This is a genomic window from Alkalicoccobacillus gibsonii (assembly GCF_016798245.1).
In the GTDB taxonomy this organism is placed as follows: Bacteria; Bacillota; Bacilli; order Bacillales; family Bacillaceae_D; genus Alkalicoccobacillus; species Alkalicoccobacillus gibsonii.
The window spans coordinates 75,379-90,420 of sequence record NZ_JAEUZA010000003.1 but is presented as its reverse complement, the minus strand read 5'-3'; the positions used below and the strand labels follow the sequence as shown (position 1 = coordinate 90,420).

Below are 15,042 nucleotides of genomic sequence, written 5' to 3'. Positions count from 1 at the left end.
AACTTATAGGAAAATCCTCCAGAGAAATGAAACTTCAGACAAAACCTTAATGGCTACCGTTTTAAACGTGCGTTTACCCTCCTTTAAAGTAGTCTCTCTTGGCTGTTTAACACTTCTCTCCTTCTTCTCGTCCATTTTCTTCGTTAACTCTGACGCAAATTCAGAACCTTGTATTAAAACAGCTGACTCAGTATTTAAATAACTTGACCTGGCATCCAGATTAAATGAGCCAACCATGCTTAGGTAATCATCGATAACAAATGATTTAGCATGGATAGAGTAGTTGCCTCTATATTCATAGATGGAAACGCCACTATTTAGGATCTCATCTCTTGTACCTAAGTAACCAGAAAACGCCATAGGATTCGGCGTCTGTTGAATAGAGTTAGTCATCATGTCGTGTTGAACATGTGATTGCATCTCCACATGCTTGATCATTTGATTTGTTGGAATCGCATAAGGTGTTTGCATGTATACTTTAGATTCCGCATTTGTAGCTAACTCAGTAAACGTCTTCCATAGATAAGGATACTTATTAAGCCTTGTTAGAGGATTCGAGACAAACGATATGTGGTCTGCCTGTATGGCTTGATTCATCCAATCCTGAGAAAGTGGACGAACAAACGCATCATTTTCGTCACGAGCTAACTGCAGTTCACCTTTTAACTTCTCCTGAAAGTCTTTGCCTTTGGCTGAGTTTGTATCTTTTGCATGCTTTTCCTGTTTGGTAAAAGGATGCTCCCACAGTTCATTAGCATATTCCTTCATCTCTAACAGTGAACTGTTCTGTTTATTCTTGTTATAAACGAGGACATCCCGGTCAAAGACATAATCCTTTGGACGTTTTTTTGAAAGATACTTATCACCAATGTTTCTCCCACCAATGATTCCATACGTTTCATCAATAATAAGCAGCTTGTCATGTAAGCGGTTGTGCCAGGACCAAGGCTTTAACAGCTTAAAAGGCTCATAATAACGCAGCTCCATGTTCGGATGAGCGGCAATCGCTTCCCTTACATCTCCTAAGTCGCCACGAAGATTATGGAATAAACCGTCTAATAATACCCGAACGTGCACCCCTCGATCAGCAGCCTCAAACAACTCCGCCATAAAAAGGTGTGATGTTTTCCCTTTTTGAACGGAATAAGAGATAAAGTCTATACTTGACTGGGCTTCCTTTATCGCTTGCATTCGAACTTGACCAGATTCAAAACCATCTTCTAAAAGAAGCACATGATCTTTATTTTGTACGTCCTCCGATAAAAGTAACGGGGCTTTATCAGAGGTTTTGTGATAAGAAATCGGAAGAAAGAAAAGAATGTACGCACCAAGCAAAACGTAGATAGCATACAAAGTTATTATTGTCAGCAAGATATTTTTAATCAAAATAGCCACATCCATTTCATGATAAATCTCCCTTATGCTTTTCTAATTCCTCACATTCGAACTGACCCGTTTTGATAGTCCGTTAAAGGTATAGGTTTTTATATCTTTTGTTCAAACGAAGGATTTATTCTTGTAACCTTTTATTTTGGAAAATAAATGTATTTAACGTAAAGGTGTAGTATGTTGGTATATATCAATCAAATTAATTATCATATCGAGGTGAATTATATGCCTAAAATAGACAATATGTTAGCTATTCTATGGATGCTTCGTTCAGATGAAAAGATTACTGCAAAGCAAATATCAGAAAAATTAGAGATGAATATACGAACCGTCTACCGTTATATTGATACCCTTACAACAAGCGGTGTACCTATCATTTCAGAACCAGGACATAATGGCGGATACACTTTGTTAAATGATTTTATTGAAGCTCCTCTCTTTTTTGATTCTGAAGAGCAAACTTCACTTTTTCACGCTGCTGTTTTTGCAGAAGAAGCGGGATACTATGGCGGTGATGCACTAAACAGTGCCATTTCCAAGCTAAGCAACTATTCAAATCAAGAGCAGAAATTAAAAACAAACACACATTTAAGAACCCTTGAAGTGATAAATCGGTTACGTTCACATTCAATAGAGCCTTATTTAAAGAAATTGGAGATGGCCGTAGCTAATGATTATTCGGTAAAGATTCAATACCATAAAACTGGAGACTCACAATTAAACGAAAGATTAGTCGATCCGTATAAAGTGATCTATTGGAATAACAAGTGGTACATGATTGGATATTGTCATCGTAGGCAGGATATCCGTAGTTTTAGAGTAGCTCGAATGGCAAGCCTGGTGATAACTGAGGATACTTTTAATCAGCCAAAACATTTCTCAGCACGTGATCATTTTATGGAAGGTCTTCTTCCTACTTTAGATGAAAATGAAAGTGTTATTTCTTTGGTTGTTAGTGGAAATAAGCAAGTCTTAGCTGATCTTTGCCAACATTGGTTTTTGGGGAATTACTTAAAAGAACAAACCTCAGATATAGCCATTTTCGCGCTAGAAAAAGATGTCACACATACCTATGTTCCTTATTTATTATTACCATTTAATAAATCAATTAAAGTGATTGAGCCAGCAAGTCTTAAGAAAAGACTTGTTGAAGTTCTATCCGATTTAATAACATTTCATGAAAAATAAAAGCATCCCTGACGGTAACTGTCAGGGATGTTTTCTTATACTGTGTATATCAAATGAGATTGGAGTGTGAATCAATGCAAACAGAAAGAGTTTTTATCTATGTATTTAACACCATGTCGGACTGGGAATATGGATACTTAATCTCTGAACTACATTCAGGTAGATACTTCAAGAAAGAGTTGGAACCTTTTGAAGTAACGACAGTAGGAGCTACCAAGGAAATAATTACTACAATGGGAGGCCTGAGCATAAGTCCAGATATCTCCCTTTCTGAATGTACACTTGAGAAAAACGACCTTTTAATCTTACCAGGTGGAACTACCTGGAGTGAAGAGGTGCACCAACCTATATTAGAAAGATCTGCTCAAGCATTAGAGACTGGTACAATTGTTGCTGCCATTTGTGGAGCAATTGAGGGACTCGCGAATATGGGATGCTTAGATACCAGAGATCATACGAGTAACAACTTAGACTACACAAAAATGATCTGTCCCAACTATAGAGGAGAAGAACATTATAAGTTAGAATCTGTCGTCTCAGATGTGAATTTAATTACTGCATCAGGCATAGCACCCCTGGAATTTGCTAGGGACGTACTGAAGAAACTTGAGGTTATGAGACCAGATACATTACATGCGTGGTACAACCTATATAAAACTCAAAAACCTGAATACTATTTTGAATTAATAAACTCATTGAAATAACTTGCTATAGACTCTTAACCATCTTTACTATTTCTTTTTGAAAACCTAAATGTTCGTAAACATCAATTGCCTTTTTATTTTTTAAAAAGACATCTAGACTAACCTGGGTAAGCCCTTGATTGATCGCCCATTCTTCAGCATGATTCATTAGAATTTTAGCTATGCCTTTCCCCTCACTTTTTTCAGACACTGCTATCGCTGATACATATGCTTGTTTACGATTTGTGAAGTAATCATCTTGAATTCTAAGCTCAATGTACCCTAATTTGTCGCCGCCACTCTCTGCTATGAATATGTTTTCTTTATTGCTAATAACAGCTTGTACTACGAGCTCTTCTTGCTTTTTGCCCATCTCTTGCTCATTTCTAAAAGCTAAATGTTCAATATTATTAAACCGTTTGGCTAATTCGATCACAAACAATTGATCTGTTTCTTCAAATTTTCTAACGAGCATGACAAACTCCTCCTTTAAACTAAACAACTCATGTACTGATTTTAAATGCAAAAGGGACTTCCATCGATAGAAGTCCTTTTTTGTATGCTTTTAGTTAATCTTCACTTCCATTGTCTCTAATCTCTTCTTCCCTTCCGTCTAATGTTTCTCTTACTTTTTTGTCTAAGTCCTCCCTACTCGTTCGAATATGATCAGAGATCAAATCCTTCCGCTCTCTTGCTAATTCACGAACTTCTCGAACGTCAAAATCAACTTCGCCATTCACTTTATAAATGACAGAAATAATTCGATTCAATTCATCCAAACTCCTCAGAATTGCTGCGTTCTGCATTTCGAGTAAGGATAAGGTCTGGTCATTTTTAGACATCAAATTGTTTAAGATATTCGTGTTTCTCCATTGAAGCCATTCTAGCTCCAGGTTCTCTGATTCTTGACTAAATGTCTCGTCCAACATCTCTGCATTGTCTGCTCTGAAGTATTCACCTTCTCCTGCATCAGCAATCGCTTCAAGTGCTTGGCGCTCTGCATCATTTACATCAAAACCAATGATATGTACAACCGCTGATACACCTGAATGCTGAAGTGACATTGTTGCTTCAACCGGATTCCCTCCGCACGTTTCTTCTCCGTCACTCACGATATAAATGATATTCTCTCCACTCTCAGGGAATAGAGCCCCTGCCTCTTCAATCGCTAACGCAATCGGTGTATATCCTGTAGCTTGAAACGAATCTAACGACGCTTGGAAATCCACTTCATCATACTGATTAAATGAATAAAGCGTCTCCGTTTGAGAACAGGATTCTTCTTTGCCTTCCGTTTGATTACTCCCTTTATGTCCGTAAACATGCAAGGCCACATTTGCTTCCTCGGGTAAGTTGGATGCAAAAGTTTGTACCGCTTCCTTCGCAATGTCCATCTTCGGCTTTCCATCCATCTCGGCCGCCATACTACCACTTGCATCAATTAGAATCTGGACATTAAGATCCTGCTTCTCTTCTTGCTCAGTCATTTCCTGTGCCTGCTCTACTCCTGGCATCTCCGTTAATTCTTCAAACTGAACCTCGTAGTTGTCGAACAGATCCTGCTCTTCTCTAAAATCCTCCGCCATTAAATTAAGCATTCGATTAAAGGCCTGTTGATCGGTAAGACCCTCTGGGAAGTTCTTAACCTCTTCAACCACCGTATCTTCATCAAATTCATCTCCATGATAGAGTCCCGGCTCCTGCCTCATTAGTTCTTCTACAGAATCCGTTTCGTACCGAGTAAACGCCTCCTCCGCTTTAGCCTCAGATTCTAAATCATCCTCTACGTCTTCCGCTGTTTCATCTAATTCTTCCGGCTCCTCAGCTTCATCGACTGTTTGATCCTGAATGGTTTCACTCGATGGTTCTTCTTCCTCACTACAGGCCGCTAACCCTAAAAAGGCACATAACATCAGGCACGCTATTCTTTTTTTCATTCATCTCACCTTTCATCATTTACTGCTACTCTCTATCATAAAACGATTACAAGTGGAAAACTAGTCATTTATGAACAGCTTTTCCTCTCACTATACATTCACACGATTTCACGTTTTACGAACATCCATACCAGGGTATAGTCTCGGTACGTGTAGAATAACAATCAGTAAGGAGAGTTCGTATGAAAAAAAGAGGCACGATTATCACAATTGTTGCAATCATTTCCCTAACATGTGTGGGAATTCTTGTGTTTAACTTTTTTAACGGAAGCCAAGACCAGCTGGCTATTACAGAAGAAAAGGTCTATGAATACTTAACCGAAGAACAAAATTACGCAGATGAAGACATTGAATCCATCCGTACCGATTACGATTGGAGTGGCGACAAGTATGACGAGGAAGATGCGTATCAAGCCTTTGTCACCTTTTCAGATGAAGACCAGGAATATCAATACATCTATAACGATAACATCGGTGTACAGCAAATCGGAGGAACAGACGGCGAAGGCAATCACACCGAGGATAACGAATAACACTGTTTGATCGGAGGATGTAAATTGAAAACGATAACCTGGAGATCCTACACCGTCTTAACCTTAAGCATTCTACTCATTTTAAACATTCTCTTATTAGATCTAATTGCCGCGTACCTAAACACGTTTACTGGCACCCTCTATTACTTATTTGTGCCAGTTTGTTTGGTTGCGATCATCGTCTTTTTGGTGCTTAGTTTCAAATCAAAAAAAGAAAGCAACATTCTACCTGTGCTCGCGCTCATCATTACGCTTATCACACTGGCGATCATTGCTTTCTTCTTTTACCTTGGGGCTAATTTTGCTTAGATGTGTTAAAGGCGGGACTCAATTCACTCCAAACATCAAATTGATTTCCGTCTATATCCTCAAAAACAAAATTCCTGCCTGAGTGACCTCGATCCTCTATCTCTCCAACTCTCATTTTCTTAAGTGTAAACTCTTGATGTAAAGACCTTAAAGCAGCTATTCCATCTACCTCAAAGGTTAAAGAGAACCGTTCCTTTCCATGAACATCTATAAAATTAGCGAACTGACCCTCTTGAGCCTTTACTAGAAATACACTATGCTTCGCTAGTTGAAGAATAGCCTTATCCTCATCCTCGTAATTCAACTCTGCCCCCAGCTTTTCAATATACCACTGGGCAGAACGTCTTGGGTTGGAAACAGGGATATAAGTAGTGCCAACTCTAATTAATTTTTTATTCATCTTTTTACCTCCTTGGAAGTGGATATGTATGCACATGTCTGTAACGAATTAACTCCTGATTCGTGTTCACTACAACCTCGTCTATCCCATAACTGTTATGCGCATTGTAGTAAGGGTAAATTCGAAGCGTAACCTCGTACAAACCACCAACCCCGTATACTTGTTTGATCTTAAGGATCTTCGTATCATAAGCTGCCCATTGCAGTGTACCCGGTACGTGAATATCGTCTTTGTATAACTCAATCACAGCTTGATCAACTGGCGTCCTGATACTACAGATTAAGGCGTATCTTAATGAATCAGAAAGATTAGTATCTGCTTCGTTTAATGTAGCGCGGTAATGTTGTAGCATAGTCGATCTCCCCTTTGGCTTATGTTTAAGATCTTATATGCGGGAAGGGATTGCGAGATGACTGGATTCTTTTACCTGAGTGATAAATGACCTTTCAATATATATTATCAAATTAAAGGAATTCGTTCCTTATTAAAGAAATAGATAATAAAAATAAATAGCTAAAAACTCATATTTAAAAGGAGGATTTATGAAAAAGACAGTCTCTTTTATAACAATCTTCATTCTTTCACTACTCTTATTAGCCTGTTCAAATGATTCTGTTATGGAAGAATGGAGTGACAACAGCCCGTTCTTTAAACATGAACTTGGAGAGATGTTTGGAAAAGAAGGAAGTATTGGCATCATTGGTATGAAGGACATTACTGAAAACGGTCAAAAATGGATGTGGCATTTTTGGGGAAATCCAGATATCGCATATAAAGATTGGGAAGTACAGGCAAGACAAGAAGGCGATGTGGAATTTATCTCTCCAATTATCTTTAATGATGATAGCTTAGAGCCTCGAGGTGAAGAAATTAATGGGCATGCTCGCTCAACTGTATTGTTCCCCTCCTCAGGACTTTGGGAGTTGAACGTTTATATAGATGGAGAGTTTTTTGATCAGTTAACTGTTGATGTTGACCAAAAGTAGATGATTAAACGCTCATCCATATTAAAAGAAAGACCACTGACTTTTTAGAGTGACGGTGGTCTTGTTCTTATTCAAAAGGATAACTCACTTCCGTAAGCTCCTCCGAGATATTCCATAACTTATCCATTGTCGAATCGTTATAGATTCCTTTCTTAGGTTGTTCAACCGTAGGATTCCCTTTCCTACCACCTGCTCCATCTGGTCCAATCAATTCTCCACCTCGGAGAGATTCGTCTGTCGCTGCCATAATGATAGGTAGCGCCCCTTTCTCAGCTGGCTGACTAGCCAATTTCAGAAACGATTTAACGTACCAAGGCGTTTTCTTTTTACCCAAGGTGAACAAATTCGTAGACGATATCCCTGGATGCGCAGCCACACTAATAGTTTTGTAGTGATTTGCTTTTAGCCGATTGTCTAACTCCTTGGCAAACAATAAATTTGCTAGTTTACTCTGACCATAGAAGACAAAGCTCTTATACCCATTCGTTCCATGCAAGTTCTCAAATTGAATAGCCGCATTCCGATGAGCAATCGATGTCAGCGTGACAACCCGAGAAGCTTCCCCCTTTTCGAGTAACGGAAGCAATAAGCCCGTTAAAGCAAAGTGTCCTAAGTGGTTACTGGCAAACTGCAATTCAAATCCATCCTCTGTTAGTGAATAAGAAGGCATCATCACGCCTGCATTATTGATGAGTAAGTCAATGACCTCTACCTGGCTTGAGATCGTATCAGCAAATTCTCGAACGCTTTGAAGCTTTGAAAGATCGAGTGAATGTACTTGAATAATTGCCTCTGGATATATGCGTTGAATCTCTTCTTTTGCTCTCTTCCCTTTTCCAGTGTTTCTCACTGCTAGAATGACTTGGTGCCCCTGACCTGCGAAGTGCTTGGCTGTTTCAAGGCCGAGTCCGCTGTTTGCGCCGGTGATGATGATGGTTTTAGTGTTCATATATACGCTCCTACCTAACAAGATAATTTACACTCAATCATTAAACCTTTACTAGAAATAAACTCTACCTCGCTAGATGAAGGTTTACTATTATGAATTTTATTGGTTCTCTACTCCCCACTCACACAGACTTTCTAAAACGGGCAAAAGAGAATTTGCTTTTGGTGTCAAACTATAAACAACTTTAGGAGGAACTTGCGGGAATTCTTCGCGATGCACCAAACCATCCGCTTCTAACTCTTTTAATTGTGCACTTAAGGTTCGATAGGTGATTGCTCCGATCTGTCTTTTTAATTCATTAAAACGAACAGCTTCACCTTCTGCCAGAAGGTAAATGATCACCATCTTCCACTTACCTCCTATCACTGACATCGTGTACCCAAAAGGTGTATCTTGAATCTTCTTTACCTTGCCCTTGTATTCAGCCATGCTCATAGAATCACTATCCTTTCTGGTAGTATCTATCAATAAAGTGCGTACTGTTTTAGAAATTACTCCTATTGTAAGCTAGGACTAATCTAAAATAAAGGAGAGAGCATGATGACTAAAAAGACAGTAAGATTGCTTATGCCACAGTGGCAGGGAGGAAATAATCAACATTATTCATTTGGTGCAGAATTACTCGCATGGCTTGCCCCCAAAAATGATCAGCCTTTGATTGAGGTACCGGTAAAATCATTTGACGGTTCACCACTCGAGAATGAGAATGGAATGAATGGGAGAGCTCAGTTATTTGAACAAATGACAGCGACCCAACACCTTCTAGAGGCTCATAAGCCAGATCGAGTGGTCATACTCGGTGGAGATTGTCTGGTGGAGCAGGCACCTTTCTCCTATTTAAACGAAAAGTACGATGGAAACTTAGGAGTGTTGTGGATTGATGCCCATAGTGACTTGGTTCGGTTTGTTGGTTATGACAATGGACACACTTTGCCACTGGGGAATCTACTCGGTGAGGGAGATAAGCAATTTTCAAGCCTAGTTACGACACCGATTAAACCAGAGAATGTCTTTATCGCTGGTTTAGCGACACCTTCTCAAGAGGAAGAGAGTCGAATTATAAAAGAGGTTAAAAAAGCAGGTGTATACCCAGAAGAGGCTGAGGATGATGTCATTAGCCGATTAGGTCTTAGAACATCGAATGCAAATGAACTTGCAGAAAGCACCGGTTCAATTAAAAAGTGGATCAAGGAAAATGAGATTAAACACCTAGCGATTCACCTTGATTTAGATGTATTAGACCCAACATCCTTTAGATCTTTGTTATTCGCTAATCCTGATGAAGAATATCACTTCTCTGCAGCGGGCTCTATTCAACGCGAACGATTGGTTCAGATTATAAAAGAAGTATCAGAGGCAACAGAAGTAGTAGGCTTAGGCATTACCGAGCACATGCCATGGGACGCCATTAATCTTAAGAAAATGCTTGAAGCATTTCCTATCCTTAATAATTAAGATACAGAAAAGGACTCCCTAAAAATGGGGAGTCCTTTCCTTTCTTATCTTAACCTACTCAACCGTTACACTTTTCGCAAGGTTACGTGGTTTATCCACGTCACACTCTCTGTGTAGTGCTGCGTAGTATGAGATTAGTTGCAATGGAATGACTGCTGCTAGTGCAGTTAGGTGTTCGTGAACGCGTGGGATGACGATTTGATCGTCTGCTTCGTTCATGCCTTCCATGCTGATTGTGCAAACGTGGGCGCCACGTGCTTCTACTTCTTGGGCGTTTCCGCGGATGCTTAGGTTTACGTGCTCTTGTGTTGCTAGTGCAAAGACTGGAGTGCCTTCTTCAATTAAGGCAATCGTTCCGTGCTTTAATTCTCCTCCAGCAAATCCTTCTGCTTGGATGTAAGAGATTTCTTTTAACTTCAGTGCGCCTTCAACAACTACATGATAGTCAGCTGCGCGACCGATAAAGAAGGCGTTACGTGTAACGGATAGGAAGTCACGAGCGACTTTCTCCATCTCTTCCTTCTGTGCTGTTAGTACTTCCATTGCGTTTGCAACGATACCAAGCTCTTGTAATGGATCGAAGTCTAGCTCAATGCCAGCAGAACGTGCTACGTCAACGGCAAGGATGGCAAAAACAGCGATTTGAGCTGTGTATGCTTTTGTAGAAGCAACAGCAATTTCAGGTCCAGCATACGTATGAAGCGTGAAGTCAGCTTCACGAGAAAGCGTAGATCCTGGTACGTTCGTGATAGTTAAGGCTTTGTGGCCTTGTTTTTTCACTTCGACTAATACACCTCGTGAGTCAGCTGTTTCGCCACTTTGTGAGATGAAGATAAAGAGTGGGTTCTCTGATAATAACGGCATATTGTACAAGAATTCACTTGCGATATGCACTTCCACTGGACGGTTTGCAAGCTTCTCAACAAGCTGCTTTCCAACGAGACCTGCGTGATAGCTTGTTCCAGCTGCAATGATATAGATGCGGTCGCTTGCTTTTACGGCTTCACGAATGTCAGCATCGATACGTAGGCCACCGTCTTCATTTTGATACTTTTGGATGATGTTACGCATAACAAACGGCTGCTCATCAATTTCCTTCAGCATAAAGTGAGGATATGTTCCTTTTTCGATGTCACTCATATCAAGCTCAGCTGTGTAAGGCTCGCGCTCAACTTTCACACCAGCAAGTGTTTCAATTGTAATCGAATCACGTTTAACAATGACAATCTCCTGATCCATGATCTCAACAAATTGATCTGTTACAGCAAGCATAGCCATTGCATCAGACGCGATGACATTCACATCTTCACCAACTCCGATAAGAAGTGGGCTTTTATTTTTACCGACAAATACGGTTTCTTTGTTTTCTTGATCAATTAAAGCAAGAGCATATGAACCTTTAAGAAGGGATAACGTCTCGCGGAAGGCTTGTTCTGTGCTGTGACCTTGCTCTACAAAGTGCTCGATCACTTGAACAATGACTTCTGTATCCGTATCACTTGCTAGCTCTTTGTTACTTAAGTAGTTTGCTTTTAGTTCTTTGTAGTTCTCGATTACACCGTTGTGTACGAGAGTGAAACGGGCACTTGAGCTCTGATGCGGGTGTGCGTTCAATTGACTTGGTACACCGTGTGTCGCCCAACGTGTGTGTCCGATCCCAACAGTTGCGCTGGTTTCTGAATCCACAGCCTCACGAAGAGTTGCAATACGGCCTTTTTCCTTGAATACATGTACGCCCTCTGCGTTTGTTAGAGCGATACCGGCTGAGTCATAGCCACGATACTCAAGCTTTTCAAGTCCTTGAAGCAAGATTTCCTTTGCATCTTCCGTTCCTACATAACCTACGATTCCACACATAAATGGTTACCTCCCATAGTCGGGGGCAAGCAACCTGAGGGCATACTTGCCCCCACTCTTATCAATTTTAGTTTTTATGGGCATGGTACTTCTAGCTTTGTCCACCAGGTCACCCTGATGCTTTTTCTAGAAGCTTGACGGTTGTCATGCATCAACCGGAGGGCATCCGCCGAAAATATCGATAAACCCTCTCCTCGTCAACTGTCCCAATGTCCGTACGTGGGGCAGTTCAGGCGCTTTATGTTGCTCACTAACTATACACGATCCTCCTCTCATCTAATCCAAAATAATCATACTTGATTGACAACCTATCGTCAATCAAGAAAATAAAGCGGAGAGTGGGGTTTACCGTGTAGTCTATGCGGCAAAGTCATGAGTGGTGAGCAATTCGGGGAATTGTCTATTTTTGTGGTATTTGGTAGTGAAATTCTGATTGAGCCTTTACCTAGAGTTACCTCTAGGTGCTATCGTTAAAAAATAATAACTTTTTTATAGGAGTGATGATAGTGAATGATATTTTTGATCGTGACCGTGCCGGTGAGACTATATCCATCCAAGATCCCGAATTCCCCAAAATGGCTCAAGCGATTGAGCGAGCGCAAGAGCTCGTGGCTAACTTGAATACAGGCTACCATTCAACTGAAGAGGTCAGAAAACAATTCTTCGAGTTAACTACTCAGGAGATCGAACACACCTTTGAACTACTTCCTCCCTTTTACACCGACTTCGGACAAAACCTAACTGTAGGTAGTCATGTTTTTATTAATTCTGGGTGTACATTCATGGATAGAGGAGGGATTACAATCGGAGATCATGTATTAATTGCTCCGAAAGTAAATCTTGTGACGACGAATCATCCAATTTCTCCATCTGAAAGAAGAGCCACTATGTCTAAGCCAATCAACATAAAGAACAATGCTTGGATTGGCATTGCAGCAACCATCATGCCAGGTGTAACGATTGGTGAGAATTCCATTATTTCAGCTGGAGCCGTTGTTACAAAAGATGTACCTGATAACGTGATTGTTGCGGGAGTCCCTGCCAAAGTTATTAAATCAATTGAGGAATAGAAAAGGTGTCCCTGCCATTACGGTTGGGACACCTTTCACTCATTAGTTACATCGTGCTCGTATCAATCACAAAACGGTATTTCACGTCAGAGTTCAATACACGATCATACGCGTGGTCAATTTCATCTGCAGAGATGACTTCGATGTTTGGAGCGATGTTGTGCTCTGCGCAAAAGTCGAGCATATCCTGTGTTTCTTGGATGCCACCAATCATTGATCCTGCAAATGAACGACGACGACCAATTAATGACATCACATGAACAGATAATGGTTCAGGTGGTGCACCTACGTTTACCATCGTGCCATCTAGGGCAAGAAGACCAATGTACGCGCCAGCGTCAATTTTTGCGCTGACCGTGTTAATGATTAGATCAAATGTACCTGCAAGCTTTTCAAACGTTTCTGGATCCTTCGTTGCGTAATAGTCCTTTGCTCCGAATTTCATTCCATCCTCTTGCTTGTTCAACGTTTGAGATAGAACTGTCACTTCTGCTCCCATTGCATGTGCAATCTTAACTGCCATATGACCAAGTCCACCCATACCGACAACTGCTACTTTCTTGCCAGGGCCAGCCTGCCAACGGTTTAATGGAGAGAACGTCGTGATTCCTGCACATAATAATGGAGCTGCTGCATCAAGCTCTATGTTGTCAGGAATGCTAACAACAAAGCCTTCTGTTACAACGATATGAGTGGAGTATCCACCCTGAGTCGGCTCACCATATTTATCAAACCCAGCGTATGTAGGGACATTTCCTTTGTTGCAATACTGCTCATCGCCTTTTTGGCAGTTTTCACATTCTCCACATGAATCAACCATACACCCAACACCGACACGGTCGCCCACTTTAAACTTAGTTACATTTGGGCCAACTTCTGTTACGATTCCAGCGATCTCATGACCAGGAACTAAAGGATAGTTAACCTCGCCCCACTCTCCATGAGCTGTATGAATATCGGAGTGGCAGATCCCAGCGAACTTAATCTCAATTAGAACATCCTGTTGATCAAGATCACGTCTTGTAATCTCCGCTTCTCGGAATCCCTTATCTGGACCGTCCACTGCACGTGCTTTTGCTTTTACCATAAATGTATGACCTCCATATGAATTCAGATTCTAAGGGTTCTTTTCCCTTATGAGTGTAAGATTAATCCCTAAAGTTAACTCTAGGTCAAGCTTAAACTTTCTGATCATGATAGGATGGTTGAAAAACGGATTAGGAAAAGGAGATTTGTAAGACATATTCAATCGGAGAAGTTGCCGAAACATTAGATTTAACAGTTCATACCCTTCGTTACTATGACAAAGAAGGACTCATGCCTTTTGTTGAAAGGTCTCCAAGCGGCCAACGACTATTTAAAGACTCAGACATTGAAGCACTAAGAATCATTCAATGCCTAAAGCTTACCGGTATGCCACTAAAAGAAATTAAAGGCTTTATCCAATGGTGCCAGGAAGGAGACTCCTCTTTAACCCAGAGATACGAGATGTTTCTAGAAAGGAAAGCAAAGGTGGAGGCACAGATGGAAGAATTAAAAAAGACAATGGAGATCATTGATCATAAATGTCACTACTATATGACTGCGGTTGAGGCTGGGACGGAAGAGATTCATAAGAGCTGAGGTTGGGTCCCATTACTTAGAGTAGTGGGACTTATATGTTTTTATCAGGGTATTGATGTGGGCTTGATGGTATCTACTGTGATCAGCAAGGTGCCAAAGTCCCCACCGAATAGTCGCTTGTTCTGTATCATATTCTACTATGTCGGTCAAATGCTCATCATAGACGCTTAGACAGAAATCCTGTAGTTGCTCGATGACATTATGATAGTCCATTAATAAACTATCTAAAGAAATTCCATTCACATCAGGGATATTCCCTTCCCCATCAACCATTGGCCCATATTTTGTTTCAAGTTCATCCCGAATAAGCTCCCCTTTAAATCTGTAAACCCATAAAAGATCTACATAAGAAAGGTGCTTAATGAGCTGAGCAATACTATTCTCTTCTCCACCTACCCCTTTAAAATCCAGGACCTCTTGATCGATATCTTTCACTATCGAACATAACCTCTGGTAATTTTCTTCAATTGCCGCAAAAAGTAGGTTCGTAATTGGATGCATGGGATGCGTGGTTTGTAAGTCTCTGATCATTTAATTCTCCTTTTTATTTATCATTAATACTTATTGTACCTCACCCTCATTCCCGCGCATTTTCACCTCCACTCGCACACCTCACCCTCATTCCCGCGCCTCTCCCGCGCACCTCTCCCAACAAAAAACCGC

Annotated in this window: 18 protein-coding genes; 8 read left to right on the top strand and 10 right to left on the bottom strand. The window is 40.6% G+C overall.

The window, feature by feature from the left end; genetic code table 11:
• Window positions 1–3: 3 nt before the first annotated feature.
• Window positions 4–1,395, bottom strand: coding sequence for a phospholipase D-like domain-containing protein (locus tag JNO66_RS12085; protein ID WP_210340862.1), 1,392 nt, complete (start codon window positions 1,393–1,395; stop codon window positions 4–6).
• 219 nt (window positions 1,396–1,614) lie between these two features.
• Between JNO66_RS12085 and JNO66_RS12080 the strand changes: the two genes are divergently transcribed.
• Both JNO66_RS12080 and JNO66_RS12075 read left to right on the top strand, forming a co-directional pair.
• Complete coding sequence (locus tag JNO66_RS12080; RefSeq protein ID WP_203088548.1) at window positions 1,615–2,577, top strand: helix-turn-helix transcriptional regulator; 963 nt, start codon at window positions 1,615–1,617, stop codon at window positions 2,575–2,577.
• A 74-nt stretch (window positions 2,578–2,651) separates the two neighbouring features.
• A complete protein-coding gene (locus JNO66_RS12075) occupies window positions 2,652–3,281 on the top strand; it encodes a type 1 glutamine amidotransferase family protein (protein WP_203088547.1) in 630 nt (209 codons plus the stop codon).
• A gap of 4 nt (window positions 3,282–3,285) precedes the next feature.
• Here JNO66_RS12075 and JNO66_RS12070 read toward each other — a convergent pair whose 3' ends face one another.
• Both JNO66_RS12070 and JNO66_RS12065 read right to left on the bottom strand, forming a co-directional pair.
• Window positions 3,286–3,735, bottom strand: coding sequence for a GNAT family N-acetyltransferase (locus tag JNO66_RS12070; protein ID WP_203088546.1), 450 nt, complete (start codon window positions 3,733–3,735; stop codon window positions 3,286–3,288).
• Between the two features lie 94 nt (window positions 3,736–3,829).
• Window positions 3,830–5,197: a VWA domain-containing protein gene (locus JNO66_RS12065; protein WP_203088545.1), complete on the bottom strand. Its 1,368-nt coding sequence runs from the start codon at window positions 5,195–5,197 to the stop codon at window positions 3,830–3,832.
• Between the two features lie 182 nt (window positions 5,198–5,379).
• Here JNO66_RS12065 and JNO66_RS12060 point away from each other — a divergent pair, with 182 nt between their 5' ends.
• Window positions 5,380–5,730 (top strand): DUF3139 domain-containing protein, encoded by a 351-nt coding sequence (locus JNO66_RS12060; RefSeq protein ID WP_203088544.1) that lies wholly within the window; start codon window positions 5,380–5,382, stop codon window positions 5,728–5,730.
• 24 nt (window positions 5,731–5,754) lie between these two features.
• Window positions 5,755–6,039, top strand: coding sequence for a hypothetical protein (locus JNO66_RS12055; RefSeq protein ID WP_203088543.1), 285 nt, complete (start codon window positions 5,755–5,757; stop codon window positions 6,037–6,039).
• On the opposite strand, the gene JNO66_RS12050 is transcribed toward JNO66_RS12055, so the two are convergent.
• Together JNO66_RS12050 and JNO66_RS12045 are read right to left on the bottom strand one after the other, a co-directional pair.
• Window positions 6,026–6,439 (bottom strand): VOC family protein, encoded by a 414-nt coding sequence (locus JNO66_RS12050; RefSeq protein ID WP_203088542.1) that lies wholly within the window; start codon window positions 6,437–6,439, stop codon window positions 6,026–6,028. The two genes, JNO66_RS12055 and JNO66_RS12050, sit on opposite strands and share 14 nt — an antisense overlap.
• A gap of 4 nt (window positions 6,440–6,443) precedes the next feature.
• Complete coding sequence (locus JNO66_RS12045) at window positions 6,444–6,791, bottom strand: DUF3888 domain-containing protein (protein ID WP_203088541.1); 348 nt, start codon at window positions 6,789–6,791, stop codon at window positions 6,444–6,446.
• A gap of 190 nt (window positions 6,792–6,981) precedes the next feature.
• On the opposite strand from JNO66_RS12045, the gene JNO66_RS12040 reads away from it, so the two are divergent.
• A complete protein-coding gene (locus JNO66_RS12040) occupies window positions 6,982–7,425 on the top strand; it encodes a DUF4871 domain-containing protein (protein WP_203088540.1) in 444 nt (147 codons plus the stop codon).
• Between the two features lie 67 nt (window positions 7,426–7,492).
• Here JNO66_RS12040 and JNO66_RS12035 read toward each other — a convergent pair whose 3' ends face one another.
• On the bottom strand, window positions 7,493–8,374 hold the full coding sequence (locus JNO66_RS12035) for an oxidoreductase (RefSeq protein ID WP_203088539.1): 882 nt from the start codon (window positions 8,372–8,374) through the stop codon (window positions 7,493–7,495).
• Window positions 8,375–8,473: 99 nt separating this feature from the next.
• The gene (locus JNO66_RS12030; protein WP_203088538.1) at window positions 8,474–8,809 is read right to left on the bottom strand and encodes a winged helix-turn-helix transcriptional regulator; all 336 of its coding nucleotides are present in this window, start codon (window positions 8,807–8,809) and stop codon (window positions 8,474–8,476) included.
• Between the two features lie 105 nt (window positions 8,810–8,914).
• Here JNO66_RS12030 and JNO66_RS12025 point away from each other — a divergent pair, with 105 nt between their 5' ends.
• Window positions 8,915–9,829 (top strand): arginase family protein, encoded by a 915-nt coding sequence (locus tag JNO66_RS12025; protein ID WP_203088537.1) that lies wholly within the window; start codon window positions 8,915–8,917, stop codon window positions 9,827–9,829.
• Window positions 9,830–9,883: 54 nt separating this feature from the next.
• On the opposite strand, the gene glmS is transcribed toward JNO66_RS12025, so the two are convergent.
• On the bottom strand, window positions 9,884–11,686 hold the full coding sequence (gene glmS, locus JNO66_RS12020) for a glutamine--fructose-6-phosphate transaminase (isomerizing) (RefSeq protein ID WP_203088536.1): 1,803 nt from the start codon (window positions 11,684–11,686) through the stop codon (window positions 9,884–9,886).
• Window positions 11,687–12,186: 500 nt separating this feature from the next.
• Here glmS and JNO66_RS20910 point away from each other — a divergent pair, with 500 nt between their 5' ends.
• Window positions 12,187–12,756, top strand: coding sequence for a sugar O-acetyltransferase (locus JNO66_RS20910; RefSeq protein ID WP_373367174.1), 570 nt, complete (start codon window positions 12,187–12,189; stop codon window positions 12,754–12,756).
• A 46-nt stretch (window positions 12,757–12,802) separates the two neighbouring features.
• Here the strand turns inward: JNO66_RS20910 and JNO66_RS12010 are convergent, their stop codons facing one another.
• Window positions 12,803–13,843 (bottom strand): NAD(P)-dependent alcohol dehydrogenase, encoded by a 1,041-nt coding sequence (locus tag JNO66_RS12010; RefSeq protein WP_203088534.1) that lies wholly within the window; start codon window positions 13,841–13,843, stop codon window positions 12,803–12,805.
• Window positions 13,844–13,986: 143 nt separating this feature from the next.
• Between JNO66_RS12010 and JNO66_RS12005 the strand changes: the two genes are divergently transcribed.
• Window positions 13,987–14,379, top strand: a complete 393-nt coding sequence (locus JNO66_RS12005; RefSeq protein ID WP_203089334.1) for a MerR family transcriptional regulator — start codon at window positions 13,987–13,989, stop codon at window positions 14,377–14,379.
• A 12-nt stretch (window positions 14,380–14,391) separates the two neighbouring features.
• Here JNO66_RS12005 and JNO66_RS12000 read toward each other — a convergent pair whose 3' ends face one another.
• On the bottom strand, window positions 14,392–14,910 hold the full coding sequence (locus JNO66_RS12000) for a DinB family protein (protein WP_203088533.1): 519 nt from the start codon (window positions 14,908–14,910) through the stop codon (window positions 14,392–14,394).
• Window positions 14,911–15,042 lie beyond the last annotated feature (132 nt).